The 14,526-nt window shown below is 71.0% G+C and carries 15 protein-coding genes; 8 read left to right on the top strand and 7 right to left on the bottom strand.

Annotated elements, in window-relative coordinates; all coding sequences use genetic code 11:
- The first annotated feature begins 67 nt into the window (after positions 1-67).
- The 4 genes from ACZ7JA_RS16800 to ACZ7JA_RS16785 all read left to right on the top strand — a co-directional run bounded on the left by ACZ7JA_RS16800 (position 68) and on the right by ACZ7JA_RS16785 (position 4,594).
- Positions 68-2,617, top strand: coding sequence for a sensor histidine kinase KdpD (locus tag ACZ7JA_RS16800; protein WP_351666547.1), 2,550 nt, complete (start codon positions 68-70; stop codon positions 2,615-2,617).
- Positions 2,614-3,303 (top strand): response regulator, encoded by a 690-nt coding sequence (locus ACZ7JA_RS16795; RefSeq protein WP_351666549.1) that lies wholly within the window; start codon positions 2,614-2,616, stop codon positions 3,301-3,303. Before ACZ7JA_RS16800 ends, ACZ7JA_RS16795 begins: the two co-directional genes overlap by 4 nt.
- A 121-nt stretch (positions 3,304-3,424) precedes the next feature.
- A complete protein-coding gene (locus tag ACZ7JA_RS16790) occupies positions 3,425-3,823 on the top strand; it encodes an OB-fold nucleic acid binding domain-containing protein (RefSeq protein ID WP_351666551.1) in 399 nt (132 codons plus the stop codon).
- Positions 3,824-3,826: 3 nt separating this feature from the next.
- Positions 3,827-4,594: a DUF3159 domain-containing protein gene (locus ACZ7JA_RS16785; RefSeq protein WP_351666553.1), complete on the top strand. Its 768-nt coding sequence runs from the start codon at positions 3,827-3,829 to the stop codon at positions 4,592-4,594.
- Between the two features lie 116 nt (positions 4,595-4,710).
- Here ACZ7JA_RS16785 and ACZ7JA_RS16780 read toward each other — a convergent pair whose 3' ends face one another.
- The 3 genes from ACZ7JA_RS16780 to ACZ7JA_RS16770 form a co-directional block, all read right to left on the bottom strand.
- Positions 4,711-5,379 carry a potassium channel family protein gene (locus ACZ7JA_RS16780; RefSeq protein WP_199212330.1) on the bottom strand — a complete coding sequence of 223 codons (669 nt, stop codon included), beginning with the start codon at positions 5,377-5,379 and terminating at the stop codon, positions 4,711-4,713.
- A complete protein-coding gene (locus ACZ7JA_RS16775; RefSeq protein ID WP_351666555.1) occupies positions 5,379-6,050 on the bottom strand; it encodes a potassium channel family protein in 672 nt (223 codons plus the stop codon). The genes ACZ7JA_RS16780 and ACZ7JA_RS16775 overlap by 1 nt, the downstream gene beginning before the upstream one ends.
- A gap of 127 nt (positions 6,051-6,177) precedes the next feature.
- Positions 6,178-6,300: a hypothetical protein gene (locus ACZ7JA_RS16770; RefSeq protein WP_351666557.1), complete on the bottom strand. Its 123-nt coding sequence runs from the start codon at positions 6,298-6,300 to the stop codon at positions 6,178-6,180.
- A gap of 161 nt (positions 6,301-6,461) precedes the next feature.
- Between ACZ7JA_RS16770 and ACZ7JA_RS16765 the strand changes: the two genes are divergently transcribed.
- Both ACZ7JA_RS16765 and ACZ7JA_RS16760 read left to right on the top strand, forming a co-directional pair.
- A complete protein-coding gene (locus tag ACZ7JA_RS16765) occupies positions 6,462-8,510 on the top strand; it encodes an APC family permease (protein WP_351666559.1) in 2,049 nt (682 codons plus the stop codon).
- Between the two features lie 96 nt (positions 8,511-8,606).
- On the top strand, positions 8,607-9,926 hold the full coding sequence (locus ACZ7JA_RS16760) for a class I SAM-dependent RNA methyltransferase (protein WP_389305737.1): 1,320 nt from the start codon (positions 8,607-8,609) through the stop codon (positions 9,924-9,926).
- A gap of 664 nt (positions 9,927-10,590) precedes the next feature.
- Here the strand turns inward: ACZ7JA_RS16760 and ACZ7JA_RS16755 are convergent.
- The 4 genes from ACZ7JA_RS16755 to ACZ7JA_RS16740 all read right to left on the bottom strand — a co-directional run bounded on the left by ACZ7JA_RS16755 (position 10,591) and on the right by ACZ7JA_RS16740 (position 12,544).
- A complete protein-coding gene (locus tag ACZ7JA_RS16755; protein WP_389305735.1) occupies positions 10,591-10,965 on the bottom strand; it encodes an SsgA family sporulation/cell division regulator in 375 nt (124 codons plus the stop codon).
- Between the two features lie 729 nt (positions 10,966-11,694).
- The gene (locus ACZ7JA_RS16750; RefSeq protein WP_389305733.1) at positions 11,695-12,009 is read right to left on the bottom strand and encodes an ATP-binding cassette domain-containing protein; all 315 of its coding nucleotides are present in this window, start codon (positions 12,007-12,009) and stop codon (positions 11,695-11,697) included.
- Positions 11,898-12,323, bottom strand: coding sequence for a cytochrome ubiquinol oxidase subunit I (locus ACZ7JA_RS16745; RefSeq protein ID WP_470809014.1), 426 nt, complete (start codon positions 12,321-12,323; stop codon positions 11,898-11,900). Before ACZ7JA_RS16745 ends, ACZ7JA_RS16750 begins: the two co-directional genes overlap by 112 nt.
- Positions 12,324-12,412: 89 nt before the next feature.
- Complete coding sequence (locus ACZ7JA_RS16740) at positions 12,413-12,544, bottom strand: cytochrome ubiquinol oxidase subunit I (protein WP_470808878.1); 132 nt, start codon at positions 12,542-12,544, stop codon at positions 12,413-12,415.
- Positions 12,545-12,824: 280 nt separating this feature from the next.
- On the opposite strand from ACZ7JA_RS16740, the gene ACZ7JA_RS16735 reads away from it, so the two are divergent.
- On the top strand, positions 12,825-13,910 hold the full coding sequence (locus tag ACZ7JA_RS16735; protein ID WP_470808876.1) for an LLM class flavin-dependent oxidoreductase: 1,086 nt from the start codon (positions 12,825-12,827) through the stop codon (positions 13,908-13,910).
- Positions 13,907-14,524: an FMN reductase gene (locus ACZ7JA_RS16730; RefSeq protein ID WP_470808874.1), complete on the top strand. Its 618-nt coding sequence runs from the start codon at positions 13,907-13,909 to the stop codon at positions 14,522-14,524. Before ACZ7JA_RS16735 ends, ACZ7JA_RS16730 begins: the two co-directional genes overlap by 4 nt.
- Positions 14,525-14,526: the final 2 nt, after the last annotated feature.

Below are 14,526 nucleotides of genomic sequence, written 5' to 3'. Positions count from 1 at the left end.
TTCGTCCGAGTCGCGGGACGTAGGGTCGACGCTGCGTAGGCGGCAGACGGCGGAAGACAATGGGGCCATGGCACGCGGCAAGCTTCGGATCCACCTCGGCGCGGCACCGGGCGTGGGCAAGACCTACGCCATGCTGTCCGAGGCGCACCGCCGCGTCGAGCGGGGCACCGACTGCGTGGTGGCCTTCGTCGAGCACCACGACCGGCCGCGCACCGAGGTGATGCTGCACGGCCTGGAGCAGGTGCCGCGCGCGCGGCTGGAGCACCGGGGCGGCACCTTCGAGGAGATGGACGTCGACGCGGTGCTGCGCCGCGCCCCCGCCGTCGCCCTCGTGGACGAACTCGCCCACACCAACGTCCCCGGCTCCCGCAACGCCAAGCGCTGGCAGGACGTCGAGGAGCTGCTCGCCGCCGGCATCGACGTCGTCACGACCGTCAACATCCAGCATCTGGAGTCCCTCGGCGACGTCGTGGAGTCGATCACGGGCGTGCGCCAGCGCGAGACGGTCCCGGACGAGATCGTGCGCCGGGCCGACCAGATCGAGCTGGTCGACATGTCCCCGCAGGCCCTGCGCCGGCGCATGGCGCACGGCAACATCTACCAGCCGGACAAGGTCGACGCGGCCCTGTCCAACTACTTCCGGCCCGGCAACCTGACCGCCCTGCGCGAGCTGGCCCTGCTGTGGGTGGCCGACCGGGTCGACGAGCACCTGAACGAGTACCGCAGCGAGCACCGCGTCTCCCGGATCTGGGGATCCCGGGAGCGGATCGTGGTCGGGCTGACCGGCGGCCCCGAGGGGCGCACCCTCATCCGGCGGGCGGCACGGCTCGCCGAAAAAGGCGCCGGCGGCGAGGTGATGGCCGTCTACATCGCCCGCAGCGACGGCCTGACCGCGGCCTCCCCGAAGGAACTGGCCGTGCAGCGCACCCTGGTGGAAGACCTCGGCGGCACCTTCCACCACGTCGTCGGCGACGACATACCCGCCGCCCTCCTGGACTTCGCGCGCGGCGTCAACGCCACCCAGATCGTGCTCGGCTCCTCGCGCCGCAAGACCTGGCAGTACGTCTTCGGGCCCGGCGTCGGCGCCACCGTCGCCCGTGAGTCGGGCCCCGACCTCGACGTGCACATCGTCACCCACGAGGAGGTCGCCAAGGGCCGCGGACTGCCTGTCGCCCGGGGCGCCCGGCTCGGCCGGGCCCGCATCCTCTGGGGCTGGCTGGTCGGCCTGGGCGGCCCCGCCGTCCTCGCGCTGCTGCTCAGCACCGTCGACCTCGGCCTCGCCAACGACATGCTGCTGTTCCTGGCCGTCACCGTCGCGGCGGCCCTGCTCGGCGGCCTGCTGCCGGCCCTCGCCTCGGCGGCCCTCGGCTCCCTGCTGCTGAACTACTTCTACACCCCGCCCCTGCACCGCCTGACCATCGCCGACCCCAAGAACATCGTCGCCATCGCGATCTTCTTCGGGGTCGGCATGTCGGTCGCCTCCGTGGTCGACCTCGCCGCCCGGCGCACCCACCAGGCCGCCCGGCTGCGCGCCGAGTCGGAGATCCTCTCCTTCCTCGCGGGCAACGTGCTGCGCGGCGAGACCGGCCTGGAAGAACTGCTCGAACGGGTCCGGGAGACCTTCGCCATGGAGTCGGCCGCCCTGCTGGAGCGGGCCGGCGACGTCGAGCCGTGGACCTGCGCGGGCCGCGCAGGCCCCGGGCCGCAGTTGCGGCGCCCCGAGGACGCCGACGTCGACATGCCCGTCGGCGACCACATGGCCCTCGCGCTCACCGGCCGGGTGCTGCCCGCCGAGGACCGCCGGGTGCTCGCCGCCTTCGCCGCCCAGGCCGCAGTCGTACTGGACCGCAGCCGGCTCCAGGAGGAGGCCGACCGGGCCCGGGCGCTCGCCGAGGGCAACCGCATCCGCACCGCCCTGCTCGCCGCCGTCAGCCACGACCTGCGCACCCCGTTGGCCGGGATCAAGGCCGCCGTCTCCTCCCTGCGCTCCGAGGACGTCGACTGGTCCGAGGAGGACCGGGCGGAACTGCTCCAGGGCATCGAGGAGGGCGCCGACCGGCTCGACCACCTCGTGGGCAACCTGCTCGACATGTCCCGGCTGCAGACCGGCACCGTGGCCCCGCTCATCCGCGAGATCGACGTGGACGAGGTGGTCCCGATGGCCCTGGGCGGCGTGCCCGAGGACAGCGTGGAGCTCGACGTCCCCGAGACCCTGCCCATGGTCGCCGTCGACCCCGGGCTGCTGGAGCGCTCGGTGGCCAACCTGGTCGAGAACGCCGTCAAGTACAGTCCCCACGGCCGGCGCGTCCTGGTGTCCGCCAGCGCCATCGCGGACCGGGTCGAGGTGCGGGTGGTGGACCGCGGGCCCGGGGTGCCGGACGATGCCAAGGACCGCATATTCGAGCCCTTCCAGCGGTACGGGGACGCCCCGCGCGGCGCCGGGGTCGGCCTCGGCCTGGCGGTCGCCCGCGGCTTCGCCGAGGCGATGGGGGGCACCCTGAACGCCGAGGACACGCCGGGCGGCGGGCTCACCATGGTGCTGAGCCTCCGCGCGGCCCCCGAACCCCCCCTCCACCGCCAGGAGGACATCGCGGAACCCGAAAGGCAGGCCCTATGACGACCCGGGTGCTCGTGGTCGACGACGAGCCGCAGATCGTGCGCGCACTCGTGATCAACCTCAAGGCACGGCAGTACGAGGTCGACGCGGCCCACGACGGCAGGACCGCCCTGGAGCTCGCCGCCTCCCGCCACCCCGACGTGGTCGTGCTGGACCTGGGCCTGCCCGACATGGACGGCGTCGAGGTCATCCGGGGGCTGCGCGGCTGGACCCGGGTGCCGATCCTGGTGCTGTCCGCCCGGCACTCCTCCGACGAGAAGGTCCAGGCGCTGGACGCGGGCGCCGACGACTACGTCACCAAGCCCTTCGGCATGGACGAACTCCTGGCCCGGCTGCGCGCCGCGGTGCGCCGGGCCGAGCCGGCCGGACCCGGCGAGGACGACGTCACCACCGTGGAGACCGCGGGCTTCACCGTCGACCTGAGCGCGAAGAAGGTGAACCGGTCCGGCAAGGACGTCCGGCTCACCCCGACCGAGTGGCACCTGCTGGAGGTCCTGGTCCGCAACACCGGCCGCCTGGTCAGCCAGAAGCAGCTGCTGCAGGAGGTGTGGGGGCCCTCGTACGGCACGGAGTCCAACTATCTCCGGGTGTACATGGCGCAGCTCCGGCGCAAACTGGAGACGGACCCCTCGCACCCCGAGCACTTCATCACGGAGCCCGGGATGGGGTACCGGTTCGAGAAGTGACCGGCTGGGGGTCCGGGGGTCGGCCCCCGGGAATGCGGCATCACGGAGCCCGGGATGGGGTACCGGTTCGAGAAGTGAGCTGGGCTACGGCGGCGTATGCGCACCCCGGTACGCTTCCTGTATGAGTGCTGTTCCTCGTTCCCAGAAGCCGGCCGGCCGGTTCCGGCGCATGCTCGACCGGCTCTCGACCTCCCAGGAGGACCTGGAGTCGGAGGAGCTGCGCGAGGACGCCGAGACGGCGGGATGCACCCGGATCGGTGACTGCCACGACCGGCAGATCGTCACCGTTACTGGTACCTTGCGCACGGTCACCCTGCGGCCACGCGCGGGAGTCCCGGCCCTGGAGGCCGAGCTGTTCGACGGCTCCGCCGCCCTGGACGTGGTGTGGCTCGGCAGGCGCTCCATCGTGGGGATAGAACCCGGACGCAAGCTGATCGCATCGGGCCGGATCTCGATGAGCCGGGGCCGCCGGGTGCTGTTCAATCCGAAGTACGAACTGCGACCCCTTGGACGGGAGTAGCCGGTGACGTCCCTCGACAAGCCGACCCAAGACGCCGATCAGACCCAGTCGGACGACGCACGCGCGGTCACCGAGGCCGCCCTGTTCGAGGCGTTCGGCGGTGTCCGCGGCATGGTCGAGACGGTGCTGCCCGGTCTCCTCTTCGTCGCGATCTTCACGATCAACAAGAACCTGCACTTCTCCGCGATCGCCGCGCTGGCCCTGTCCCTGGTGCTGGTGGTGGTCCGGCTGGCCCGCAAGGACACCGTCAAGCACGCCTTCAGCGGCGTCTTCGGCGTGGCGTTCGGCGTGGTCTTCGCGATGTTCACGGGCAACGCCAAGGACTTCTACCTCCCCGGCATGCTCTACACGCTGGGCCTGGCGCTGGCCTACATCATCACCACCCTCGCCGGTGTGCCGCTGATCGGCCTCATCCTCGGCCCGGTCTTCAAGGAGAACCTCTCCTGGCGGACCCGCAACCCCGGCCGCAAGAAGGCGTACGCCAAAGCGAGTTGGGCCTGGGGCCTGATCCTGCTCGCCAAGTGCGCGATCCTCTTCCCGCTGTACTGGTGGGCCGACACCGCCCAGCTCGGCTGGGTGCTGGTCGCCCTGAAGATCCCGCCGTTCCTGCTGGCCGTCTACCTGACCTGGGTGTTCCTGGCGAAGGCGCCCGCGCCGATCGACGTGTTCGCGGAGATGGAGGCGGAGGAGCAGGCCGAGAAGGAGCGCCGGGCCGCCCTGGCCGCCGAGGACGGCGAGCCCGCCGGCGGACGGCACCGCCGCGAGGCGTAGCGAGCCCCACGGGCTTCGCAGGACGAGAAGACGAGCATCCGTACGACGAGAAGGGGCGCCCTTGATGCCAAGGGCGCCCCTTCTTCCGCGTGCGGCCGCTCAGGCCTGCCGCGCGGTCAGTCCTCGCGCCGGACCGACAGCAGCTCCTCGAGCTGCTCCTCGCGGGCCTGCGCGGCCACGAAGAGGAGTTCGTCGCCGGGCTCCAGGGAGTCCTCCCGGGACGGGGTCAGCACCCGGGTGCCGCGGATGATCGTGACCAGGGAGGTGTCCTGCGGCCACTCCACGTCGCCGACCTGGGTGCCGGCCAGGGCCGACTCCTCGGGCAGGGTCAGCTCCACCAGGTTCGCGTCGCCGTGGCTAAAGCGCAGCAGCCGGACCAAATCGCCGACGCTCACCGCCTCCTCCACCAGGGCGGACATCAGGCGCGGGGTGGAGACGGCCACGTCCACGCCCCAGGCCTCGTTGAACAGCCACTCGTTCTTCGGGTTGTTCACCCGGGCGACGACGCGCGGCACGCCGTACTCCGTCTTGGCGAGCAGCGAGACGACCAGGTTGACCTTGTCGTCACCGGTCGCGGCGATCACCACGTTGCAGCGCTGCAGCGCCGCCTCGTCCAGGGAGGTGATCTCACAGGCGTCGGCGAGCAGCCACTCCGCCTGGGGCACCCGCTCCACCGAGATGGCGGTCGGGGCCTTGTCGATGAGCAGGACCTCGTGGCCGTTCTCGAGCAGCTCGCCCGCGATCGAGCGGCCGACGGCGCCGGCTCCGGCAATGGCGACCCTCATCAGTGACCGCTCTCCTCTTCCGGGCCCCCGGCGAACGCCGCCTCGACCTTCTCGACGTCGTCCGTCCGCATCATCACGTGCACCAGGTCGCCCTCCTGCAGCACCGTCTGCGACGTGGGCAGGATCGCCTCGCCCAGGCGGGTCAGGAACGCCACCCGGACGCCCGTCTCCTCCTGCAGCCTGCTGATCTTGTGGCCGACCCACTTGGCGGAGGCGTGCACCTCGGCGAGCTGGACGCCGCCGGTGGGGTCGCGCCACAGCGGCTCGGCGCCCGAGGGCAGCAGCCGGCGCAGCATCTGGTCGGCGGTCCAGCGGACCGTGGCCACGGTGGGGATGCCCAGGCGCTGGTAGACCTCGGCGCGGCGGGGGTCGTAGATACGGGCCGCCACGTTCTCCACGCCGAACATCTCGCGGGCCACGCGGGCGGAGATGATGTTGGAGTTGTCACCGCTGGAGACCGCGGCGAAGGCGCCGGCCTCCTCGATGCCCGCCTCGCGCAGGGTGTCCTGGTCGAAACCGACGCCGGTGACCCGGCGGCCCCCGAAGCCCGGGCCCAGCCGGCGGAAGGCGGTGGGGTCCTGGTCGATCACGGCGACCGTGTGCCCCTGTTGCTCCAGGGTCTGGGCCAGAGCGGAACCCACTCTTCCGCAGCCCATGATGACGATGTGCACGACCGTCCTTCCGGTGTCCAAAAGTTACTGCTCAGCATCAGGGTCTCAGACCGACGACCAAAGCTACACACGGGCGGACGGAGGCGGGCACCCCCGGTGCGGAGGTTTCGCGGAGCACCGCTGCCGGTCACCGCCGGGGATCCGCGGCGGCCCCCCTGCGGCGCGTGATGCTGCGCACGCTGCACAGGGTCAGGATTCCGAGGCCGACCAGGGCGACGGTGGCCCCGATCAGCTCTGCGGTCGCGGGCATGGGACCTCCGAGGTGCGGTGACGACCGGGATCTGCCATCTAGGCACGCGGGGCGCACGGACCACGGAATCCGCAGTTCGGAGCGCGTACGATTTCACTCGTGAGGCAGAACCGGGACGCCGGGTGGGCGGGTGCCTGTTCGAAGGCCTACGATCCTCTGTCGTGTCCAAACTGACCGACGTGCCCAAACGGATCCTGATCGGGCGCGCACTGCGCAGCGACCGGCTGGGCGAAACGCTCCTGCCGAAGCGCATCGCCCTCCCCGTCTTCGCCTCCGACCCGCTGTCCTCCGTCGCCTACGCGCCGGGGGAGGTCCTGCTGGTCCTGTCCATTGCGGGCGTGTCGGCGTACCACTTCAGCCCCTGGATCGCCGTCGCGGTCGTCGTGCTGATGTTCACGGTGGTCGCCTCCTACCGGCAGAACGTGCACGCGTACCCCAGCGGCGGCGGCGACTACGAGGTCGCCACCACCAACCTGGGACCCAAGGCCGGCCTCACCGTGGCCAGCGCGCTGCTCGTCGACTACGTGCTGACCGTCGCCGTCTCCATCGCCTCCGGCATCGAGAACCTCGGCTCCGCGATCCCCTTCGTCGTCGAGCACAAGGTGTTCTGCGCGACGGCGGTGATCGTCCTGCTGACGCTGATGAACCTGCGCGGAGTGAAGGAGTCGGGCAAGCTCTTCGCCATCCCGACCTACGTGTTCGTCGGCGGCGTCTTCGTCATGATCGCTTGGGGCGCCTTCCGCGGTCTGGTACTGGGCGACACCATGCGGGCCCCGACGGCCGACTACCACATCAAGGCCGAGCACCAGGGCCTCGCGGGCTTCGCCCTCGTCTTCCTGATGCTGCGCGCCTTCTCCTCCGGCTGTGCCGCGCTGACCGGCGTGGAGGCCATCTCCAACGGCGTCCCCGCCTTCCGCAAGCCCAAGTCGAAGAACGCGGCGACCACGCTGGCCATGATGGGCCTGCTGGCCGTCACGATGTTCTGCGGCATCATCGCCCTCGCCATGTCGACCAACGTCCGCATGGCCGAGCACCCGGCCACCGACCTGATCCACAACGGCACCCCGGTCGGCTCCGGCTACGTCCAGAACCCGGTGATCTCCCAGGTCGCCGAGGCGGTGTTCGGCAAGGGCAGCTTCCTGTTCGTCCTGCTGGCGGCCGCCACCGCCCTGGTGCTGTTCCTGGCGGCGAACACGGCGTACAACGGCTTCCCGCTGCTCGGCTCGATCCTCGCCCAGGACCGCTACCTGCCGCGCCAGCTGCACACCCGCGGCGACCGCCTCGCGTTCTCCAACGGCATCGTGCTGCTCGCCGGCGCCGCCGCGCTGCTGGTGATCATCTACGGCGCCGACTCCACCCGCCTCATCCAGCTCTACATCGTCGGCGTGTTCGTGTCCTTCACGCTCAGCCAGACCGGCATGGTCCGGCACTGGAACCGCCATCTGGCGGTCGAGAAGGACCCCTCGGCGCGCAGCCACATGATCCGCTCCCGCGCGATCAACGCCTTCGGCGCCTTCTTCACCGGCCTGGTGCTGGTCGTCGTCCTCGTCACCAAGTTCACGCACGGCGCCTGGGTCGCCCTGCTGGGCATGTGCATCTTCTACGCGACGATGACCGCGATCCGTAAGCACTACGACCGCGTGGCCGACGAGATCGCCGCCCCCGAGGGCCCGAGCGACGACAGCGTCCGCCCCTCCCGGGTGCACTCGGTGGTCCTGATCTCCAAGATCCACCGCCCCACCCTGCGCGCCATGGCCTACGCCAAGCTGATGCGCTCGGACACCCTGGAGGCGCTCACCGTCAACGTCGACCCGGCGGAGACCAAGGCGCTGCGCGAGGAGTGGGAGCGGCGCGGGATCGACGTACCGCTGAAGGTCCTCGACTCCCCGTACCGGGAGATCACGCGGCCGATCATCGAGTACGTCAAGAGCCTGCGCAAGGAGTCCCCGCGCGACGCGGTCTCCGTGATCATCCCCGAGTACGTGGTCGGCCACTGGTACGAGCACCTGCTGCACAACCAGAGCGCCCTGCGCCTGAAGGGCCGCCTGCTGTTCACCCCCGGCGTGATGGTGACCTCGGTGCCCTACCAGCTGGCGTCCTCCGAGGCGGCCAAGCTGCGGGCCCGCAGGCGCCAGGACTGGAACGCGCCCGGCGCGGTCCGGCGCGGCCCGGCGGTGGAACGCCCCAAGGAGCCGGCCGCCAAGGACTGACGCGTCGAGGCATCCGGGGGAGGCCGTAGACTGGTGGGCTGTTGTCAGGCCCGCCGGCTGCGGCCTCCCCCCTTCCCGATCTGGAGTCACCCCACCATGCAGGCAGAAACCACGAAGTCTCTGGTGGGCGAGGAGTACGAGGTCGAGATCGGCCCCGTCGCCCACGGGGGCCACTGCATCGCCCGTACCGCCGAGGGCCAGGTGCTGTTCGTCCGGCACACGCTGCCCGGCGAGCGGGTGGTGGCCCGGGTCACCGAGGGCGAGGAGGGCGCCCGCTTCCTGCGCGCCGACGCCGTCGAGATCCTCGAGGCGTCCAAGGACCGCGTCGAGGCGCCCTGCCCCTTCGCCGGCCCCGGCCGCTGCGGCGGCTGCGACTGGCAGCACGCCAAGCCGGGCGCCCAGCGCCGCCTGAAGGGCGAGGTGATCGCCGAGCAGCTCAAGCGGCTCGCGGGCCTCACCCCCGAGGAGGCCGGCTGGGACGGCACGGTGGTGCCGGCCGAGGGGGACAAGCTGCCCGCCGGCCAGGTGCCGCAGTGGCGGACGCGCGTCCAGTACGCGGTGGACGCCGACGGCAACGCCGGACTGCGCCGCCACCGCTCCCACGAGGTCGAGCCGATCGACCACTGCATGATCGCCGCGCAGGGCGTCAGCGAGCTCGGCATCGAGGACCGCGACTGGGCGGGCATGGCCTCCGTCGAGGCGATCGCCGCGACCGGTTCGCAGGACCGCATGGTGATCCTGGAGCCGCGGCCCGGCGCCCGGCTGCCGCTGGTCGAGCTCGACCGGCCCGTCTCCGTGATGCGCGTGGACGAGAAGGACGGCGGCGTCCACCGGGTCCACGGCCGCGCCTTCGTGCGCGAGCGCGCCGACGACCACACCTTCCGCGTCGGCAGCGGCGGCTTCTGGCAGGTGCACCCGAAGGCCGCCGACACCCTCGTCAAGGCCGTCATGCAGGGCCTGCTGCCGCGCAAGGGCGAGATGGCCCTCGACCTGTACTGCGGCGTCGGCCTGTTCGCCGGCGCCCTGGCCGACCGCCTCGGCGAGAAGGGCGCGGTCCTCGGCATCGAGTCCGGCAAGCGCGCGGTGGAGGACGCCCGGCACAACCTGGCCGGCTTCCCGCGGGTCCGCGTCGAGCAGGGCAAGGTGGAGTCGGTCCTGCCGCGCACGGGCATCACCGAGGTCGACCTCATCGTCCTCGACCCGCCCCGCGCCGGCGCCGGCCGCAAGACGGTCGCCCACCTCACCTCCCTCGGCGCCCGCCGCATCGCCTACGTGGCCTGCGACCCGGCCGCCCTGGCCCGCGACCTGGGCTACTTCCGGGAGGGCGGCTACCGGGTGCGGACGCTGCGGGCGTTCGACCTGTTCCCGATGACGTCGCACGTGGAGTGCGTGGCGATTCTGTCGCCTGCGGTGTAGGGGCTCTGACCTGCGCTTTTTGTAGGTTTCTCAGGCGAGGCCGGGCGCGCTCGACTTGTTTCCCGAAGTTCACCGCGTGGAGCATGTTGTAGGTTCCCGCCACCTGTCTCACCTGCGGTTTCGCAGCGTGGGCGTTGGTCCAAAACGCTCTGTCTCAGCTCCGTAAGAGACGGGCTCGGGAAATGTCTTGACGCTCGGTCGACGCTGTTTCTGACGGAGCGTGAAGTGGTCGTTCTGGATCAGGTAGCGCGGGTCAATCGACCTGTCGGGCTTGACCCGTTGAGCAGCGCGTTGGGGCTGTTCTTTGGGCTCGGCCCATGTGGAGCGGGGAATTGCGTCCGCCGATGCGCGCTTCTCCTTGGCGGGCATCCCAGAAGGAGCCGTCGTACCGGAGCCGGAGGGTGAGGCGGCGGCTCGGCAGCCGGTTCGCGCGACTGGACGGTCGAGTACGGCACGCGCTGAGACGTACCCGAGACCACGCGGGGAATCTGTCGAGCGACCGTCTCCAGGACTCTCGGAGATCGTGCTGTTCGACCAGCTCCGCGGCACGCACGCCTCCCAGGCGGCCCGGGTACAGGTGACGGACACCTTGTACACCGTCCTGCACGCGGCCTGACCCCGGCTGTGCCTGTAGGCCGTCACCCGCGTCGCGCCGGGCGGCGTCTCACTCATGGCCGGCCGTGAGCCGGTCGATGACGCGGTCCACATCGATGTGGTGGTGCTCGGTGCCCGGCGGCACCAGTGCCTCGGACCGGCGCAGGAAGTCCGTGACCACGAGGGCGTGGACCGCGAGAAGCGCCGCCCCGGCGCGGGTCCTGAAGAGGATGCGGACCGACTCTGGACGGCGGCGGTGCCGCGGGATGACCACCACGTCTCCGATTCCCGTGGGCCGGTGGAGTCCCTCCGCGAGCAGCGACCGGGCGAAGACCCAGTCGGCGGAAGGGGCCGCAGGGACGCCCATGGACAGGCGCACGGCATACGGGTCGGCCACGTCGTAACGGAGCGCGGCGGGGAGCGGTACCCACGCTTCACCGGCCACGCTGATATGGACTTCCGTGGGAAAGACGATCGAGCACGCATCCGCGGAATCGGAAAGAGGGATTCTCACTCCGCCCCCTGTGTCTGACTGTTCGTACGGTTGTGGACGACCGTAAGCCGCGGCTGCTCCGTTGCCTTGCCCACAAGTGCACCGGGGGTTGTCCGAAAAGGGGCTTGTGCGGCACGCGTGTTCCCGGATTGCACGGATTCCGCTCGCCCCTCGCCCTTTCCGCTTCAAGCGGGTGACAACGTCTACGCCTCGCCGAACCCGCTGCGCGGTGTCGCCCAGGACGCCGAGACGCTGTCCGACTTCCTGGCGACCATCTCCGGTCCAGTGGTCCTCGTCGGCCACTCCTACGGCGGGGGATCACCAACGCGGGGTGAAGAGCCGGTGTCCGGACATTCAGGACGACGCTGCGCTGCTGGACGCGTCCCACACCCTGGACCACTCGCGGATGACCAAGCTCTGGACGAGGGCTGTTCGCCCTCGGAGAGGCCCTGGGCGGGGGGAACCACCGGCGTCACGCGTCGGAGCGGTGGCGAGGGGTGAGCCTCGAATCCGACCGGTTCGCCTTCGACCGGGGACGGACGGCGCGAAGGTATCGCCCGAGGAGGCGGCGATGCATCTGATCCCGGACTCCGAGCCCGACTGACGCAACGACAGTAAGGGGCCAGGGCCGAAGGCGGTTTTGGCCCCTTCCGCGCGCCGCCGGTCCAGCCCTGTACGGGACTACGCGCACGCCCGCTCCACGGCCCGTCCGAGTCGTACGACGGCATCCGCAGCGCCCTTCAGCAGGCCGAGGTCCTGTTCCTGGAGGGCGATCACCAGCGCGGTCTGCGGCAACGCCCGGGGCAGCGCGGCCAGGAGCGCCTCGGCGGTGGCGCGGTCCAGGCCCGCCACCGGCTCGTCGAGCAGCAGGATCCGAGGACGCCTCAGTACGGCGCGGGCCGTGGCGAGGCGCCTTCGCTGCCCTTGGGACAGCAGACGGCCGCCAGGACCCACCGGCATCTGCAACGGAAGCACCGACAGGCCGACCACTTCCAAAGCGGCCCGCAGTACGGCGGCGTCGGCCGACGGTGCCGCCTGTCGCCCTTCCAGTGCCCCTCGAACGCCTCCAGCTTGGGCAGCTGGTGCTGACCCATGAAGACCGCTGTGCCGTCTCCCACGTACAGCTGGATCGGGATCAGCACGCCCAGCACACCGAGCGCGATGGACAGACAGCGGCGGGCCATGGGCCGGGCGTGCACCCGGTTCTTCACCGGATACCAGGCGGAGATCCCGCCGACGAACCAGGCGGCGCTGATCAGCACGGCCAGCAGCATGTGCGGGAAGCGGTGGGCGAAGGCGGGATCGAGCAGGATGCCGGCCCAGTCCCGGGCGTGGAACTGGCTGTCGACCTTCTCGTAGCCGACGGGGGGTCCTGCATCCAGCCGTTGGCCGACAGGATTCAGGTGGCGGACAGCAGCGTGCCGAAGGCGACCATCCAGCTCGCCAATGCAATGGTGCGCGGGCGGATCCGCGCGTCGCCGTAGAGCATCAGGCCGATGAATCCAGCCTCCAGGAAGAAGGCGGTGATCACTTCTGGGACAGTTCGACGACGGTTGCGGAAGCCATGGGTACTCCGGGGAGGCAGAGGGGGCTGCCGCGCCAGGCAGCCGACCGGGTGTGGCGATTGCCTCTCAGCGCCCGTGCAGTGGCCCCACGCTGCACAGTCGCGGACGGAAAGGCGGCGGCTCACCCCGCGGGCCGCAGGAGGGCACCGAGGGGCCAGCACCGCTGCACGCACGGACAAGGGGCATCGCCCGAGCCGTGCCTACATTTCCGGCATCCACACAGCTCGCCGGAACGAAGAGGCGCCCATGCAGTTCGGAATCTTCTCGGTGGGGGACGTCACCCCCGACCCGACCAACGACCGTACCCCCTCGGAGCACGAGCGCATCAAGGCGATGGTCGCCATCGCGCTCAAGGCGGAGGAGGTCGGCCTGGACGTCTTCGCGACCGGTGAGCACCACAACCCGCCGTTCGTGCCGTCGTCGCCGACCACGATGCTCGGCTACATCGCGGCCCGCACCGAGAAGTTGATCCTTTCCACGGCCACGACACTGATCACCACCAACGACCCGGTGAAGATCGCGGAGGACTTCGCGATGCTCCAGCACCTGGCCGGCGGCCGGGTGGACCTGATGATGGGCCGCGGCAACACCGGGCCGGTCTACCCCTGGTTCGGCAAGGACATCCGGCAGGGCATCGACCTCGCCAAGGAGAACTACGCCCTGCTGCGCCGGCTGTGGCGCGAGGACGTCGTGGACTGGGAGGGGACGTTCCGCACTCCTCTGCAGGGCTTCACGTCCACGCCCCGCCCGCTGGACGGCGTACCGCCGTTCGTGTGGCACGGCTCGATCCGCTCGCCCGAGATCGCCGAACAGGCCGCCTTCTACGGCGACGGCTTCTTCCACAACAACATCTTCTGGCCTGCCGACCACACGCGACGGATGGTCCAGCTGTACCGGCGCAGGTACGCCCACCACGGTCATGGCCGGCCCGAGGAGGCCATCGTCGGCCTGGGCGGGCAGGTGTTCATGCGGAAGAACTCCCAGGACGCCGTACGGGAGTTCCGCCCGTACTTCGACAACGCGCCGGTCTACGGCCACGGGCCGTCCCTGGAGGACTTCACCGAGCAGACCCCGCTGACGGTGGGCTCCCCGCAGCAGGTCATCGAGCGGACGCTGTCCTTCCGCGAGACCGTGGGCGACTACCAGCGGCAGCTGTTCCTGATGGACCACGCGGGCCTGCCACTGAAGACCGTGCTGGAGCAGCTCGACATCCTCGGCGAGGAGGTCGTACCGGTGCTGCGCAAGGAGTTCGCGATCGGCCGCCCGGCCGAGGTGCCGGACGCGCCCACCCACGAGTCCCTGCGGACCGCGCGGGAGGTGGCCGCCGCGTGAAGCTCGTCGCTGTCTCGGCGGGGCTGAGCACCCCGTCGTCCACCCGCCTGCTCGCCGACCGGCTCGCCGAGTCGGCCCGCACCGACCTGGCCGCCGAGGGCCACGACGTACAGACCGAGGTCATCGAGCTGCGCGAACTGGCCGTCGCCGTCGCCAACCACCTCGTGACCGGTTTCCCGCCGCCCCAGCTGGCGTCCGCGATCGACGCGGTGACGGGCGCGGACGGCCTGATCGCCGTGGCACCCGTGTTCACCGCCTCCTACAGCGGGCTGTTCAAGTCCTTCTTCGACCTCATCGACCCGGACGCCCTCACCGGCACGCCGGTCCTGATCGCGGCGACGGGAGGGACGGCCCGCCACTCCCTGGTTCTGGAGCACGCGTTGCGCCCGCTCTTCGCCTACCTGCGAGCCGGTGTCGTCCCCACCGCGGTGTACGCGGCGTCCGAGGACTGGGGGTCCGGCGGCGACGACTACACCGAGGGCCTGCCCGCCCGCATCCAGCGGGCGGCCGGTGAACTGACCGTCGCCATGGCGGCCCGCCCGGCGTCGGAGACGACGCCCGACGACGAGGTCACCGCCCTCGAACGGCAGCTCTCCGACCTGCGCTTCGACTGAGG

The organism is Streptomyces sp. NPDC038135, assembly GCF_055601245.1.
This window is presented reverse-complemented; position numbering and strand designations above follow the sequence as displayed.

Excerpts from the sequence above, each read along its gene's own strand:
- ACZ7JA_RS16780 (WP_199212330.1), bottom strand. The coding sequence starts at position 5,379 with ATGAGGGTCGCCATTGCCGGAGCCGGCGCCGTCGGCCGCTCGATCGCG.
- ACZ7JA_RS16790 (WP_351666551.1), top strand. The coding sequence starts at position 3,425 with ATGAGTGCTGTTCCTCGTTCCCAGAAGCCGGCCGGCCGGTTCCGGCGC.
- ACZ7JA_RS16800 (WP_351666547.1), top strand. The coding sequence starts at position 68 with ATGGCACGCGGCAAGCTTCGGATCCACCTCGGCGCGGCACCGGGCGTG.
- ACZ7JA_RS16760 (WP_389305737.1), top strand. The coding sequence starts at position 8,607 with ATGCAGGCAGAAACCACGAAGTCTCTGGTGGGCGAGGAGTACGAGGTC.
- ACZ7JA_RS16735 (WP_470808876.1), top strand. The coding sequence starts at position 12,825 with ATGCAGTTCGGAATCTTCTCGGTGGGGGACGTCACCCCCGACCCGACC.
- ACZ7JA_RS16795 (WP_351666549.1), top strand. The coding sequence starts at position 2,614 with ATGACGACCCGGGTGCTCGTGGTCGACGACGAGCCGCAGATCGTGCGC.
- ACZ7JA_RS16770 (WP_351666557.1), bottom strand. The coding sequence starts at position 6,300 with ATGCCCGCGACCGCAGAGCTGATCGGGGCCACCGTCGCCCTGGTCGGC.